This window comes from Thalassovita taeanensis (genome assembly GCF_900110775.1).
In the GTDB taxonomy this organism is placed as follows: Bacteria; Pseudomonadota; Alphaproteobacteria; order Rhodobacterales; family Rhodobacteraceae; genus Litorimicrobium; species Litorimicrobium taeanense.
This window is the reverse complement of sequence record NZ_FOEP01000034.1, coordinates 1-2,519: the sequence shown is the minus strand read 5'-3', so window position 1 is coordinate 2,519 and position 2,519 is coordinate 1. Positions and strand designations below refer to the sequence as shown.

Annotated in this window: 2 protein-coding genes; both read right to left on the bottom strand. The window is 54.1% G+C overall.

Going from position 1 to position 2,519, the window contains the following annotated elements:
- Positions 1-164 precede the first annotated feature (164 nt).
- On the bottom strand, positions 165-917 hold the full coding sequence (istB, locus tag BSF79_RS19360; RefSeq protein WP_090271471.1) for an IS21-like element helper ATPase IstB: 753 nt from the start codon (positions 915-917) through the stop codon (positions 165-167).
- A complete protein-coding gene (istA, locus tag BSF79_RS19355) occupies positions 914-2,413 on the bottom strand; it encodes an IS21 family transposase (protein WP_090271469.1) in 1,500 nt (499 codons plus the stop codon). Before istA ends, istB begins: the two co-directional genes overlap by 4 nt.
- Between the last annotated feature and the right edge of the window lie 106 nt (positions 2,414-2,519).

Genomic DNA, 2,519 nt, shown 5'->3' with positions numbered 1-2,519 from the left:
TGTCAATCGCAGAGTAAAAAGGTGCCAGATCGCGGCGTAAAACTGGTCCACTGAGTTATCGTTTGTCGTGCGCTTTGGCGCGAGTGCTTGTCATATAGCTAACGCGTGCCAAAGCGCATGTTGGCCCTTGGACCAATATTGTTCTGATCTGGATTGGGCTTTAATTATTGTTGTTTGTTGCGGCTGTGTTTGAGCCTGTAGCTTTCGCCGTTCATCTCGAGAATGTGGACGTGATGGGTCAAGCGATCCAGCAGTGCGCCTGTCAGCCGCTCGGAGCCAAAGACCTCGGTCCACTCCTCGAAGGGCAGGTTCGAGGTAATGATGATGGACCCGCGTTCGTAGCATTGGGATATGATCTCGAAGAGTAGCTCGGCACCAGATTTGCTGAGAGGCACGAAGCCCAGTTCATCAATGATCAACAGGTTCTGGCTGGTCAGTTGATTTTGAAGGCGCTGCAATCTCCGCTCATCTTGAGCCTCAATCAGATCGTGCACCAATGCCGCTGCCGTCGTGAAGCGAACCTTCAGTCCCCTCTGACACGCAGCCAACCCCAGTCCCAAAGCGATATGTGTTTTGCCAGTGCCTGACGGTCCTAAGGCGATGATGTTTTCCCTGCGATCAACGTAATCGCATCGTGCTAGATCCATCGTCAGCGGCTTGTTCAAGCTGGGGATGATTTTGAAGTCAAAGCTATCCAAGCTTTTGGTGCTGGGGAACTTCGCCGCTTTGATCCGACGCTCAATCATCCGCCGTTCGCGGTCGATCAATTCCATCTCACACAGGCGGGCCAGATACTGGATGTGATCTTTGTTCTCAGCAGCACAAAGCTGCGCCTGTTTGGCATACTCGCCTTGGAACGTTGGCAGTCGCAGTTGTTTAAGATGGTGCCGCAACAGGATCTGAGGGGCTTCGGTCATGCCGCAGTCCTCCCCATCAAACTCATGTAACTGGATGGGCGTGTTGTGCCTACATTGGCCTTGGGCAAGTAGGGATAGAAGTCCAAGTCCAAACGCGGCGGCCGCTTCTCAACCCGACACAGCACAAGGTGTTTTACGGCGTCGTAGGCAATGGCCCCCATATCAATGGCTTGATTGATTGCGCCTTGCACAACGCTCATCTCGAACGTCTCCAAAAGGCGCAAGACCTGGACGTATTCTCGCTTTCCTGGCTTGCCCATTCTGGCCTCAAGCAGCCGGTGCAGCGTGGCGAAGACATCCGGAAGGTCCCAACCCTGCAAAGGGGCAGCCTGATCCAAAGCCCCCACCTTTTGTTCGAGCAGGGGCAAAAAGTGCAGTGGATCAAAGATCATATCCGCTGATGCGTAGGATCGTTTATGCCGTGCAATAATCTCGTTGCCACATCCAATGATGACCTCATGCACAAACCCACGCACGTGAACATCATGGTGGGCATAAGCCACCGGCACCGAGTAATCAGTGCTGCGATAGCGCACCATCGAGATCGACGTGGCCCGCGTGCTGACGTGATCGCAGGCTTCATATTCTGCGACGGGCAATCCCATTAGAGCATCCAAATCCGATACCAGGCGTGCGCCTATAGTTTGGGTGTGGCCGCGCAATGTATCACTTTGTCGTTCCAAACACTTCTGCTCCAGGTGCGCGTTCAAATCATCAAAGCTGTCGTAGCGCGGCGCGGGCACCATAAAGTTGCGACGTGTGTAACCTACCATGCCTTCGACATTGCCTTTGTCGTTTCCTCGCGCAGGCCGCCCGAACCTGTCATCAAACAAGTAATGCGATTGCAATTCCGTAAACCGACGGGTCCGGACGCGCGTTCTGTCCCCCAGAATACGCGCCACAGCGATCTTGGTATTGTCGTAAAGAATGGACTGGGGAATGCCGCCAAAGAAGGCAAAGGCCGAGACGTGGCCATCACAGAATGCTTCCGTTGTCTCTGCTGGATAACCCTTCACAAACACCGCATCAGAATGCGGCAAGCTCATCACAAAGAAGTGGACTTTGCGCTCCACCCCGCCGATGACGCCGAGGGTCTCGCCAAAATCAACCTGTGCGTGGCCTGGCCGATGCGACAACGGCACAAACACTTCTTTGGTGCGCCGCTTTTGCTCACGCACGTAATACGTCACCGTCGTGAGGCTGCCTGCATACCCATGCTCATCACGCAGTCGTTCAAAAATGCGCTTCGACGTGTGACGCTGTTTTTTGATCAAGGCTTTGTCGGAGCGCAGTATCTCGTCGATGACACCAACGTAATTATCAAGCGTTGGCCGGCGCGGCGGTTCTGAACGCTGATATCCGGGCGGCAGCTCATGGCGCAGCATCTTCGCGATCGTCTTGCGATCCTTATTGAAATAACGCGCCGCTTCTCGAGCTGACATGCCGTCCTTCAAGCAGGCACGGCGCACACGATTATAAATATCCACAGAATACATCTCCCGCCCTCCGACTAAACGAAGGACACAAACTGGCGGAATTTTACTCCGCTACAACTGCAATGCGCAGCCGCTTCTGTGGCCCATTATTGATCCGCGTTTTACA

Excerpts from the sequence above, each read along its gene's own strand:
- istB (WP_090271471.1), bottom strand. The coding sequence starts at position 917 with ATGACCGAAGCCCCTCAGATCCTGTTGCGGCACCATCTTAAACAACTG.
- istA (WP_090271469.1), bottom strand. The coding sequence starts at position 2,413 with ATGTATTCTGTGGATATTTATAATCGTGTGCGCCGTGCCTGCTTGAAG.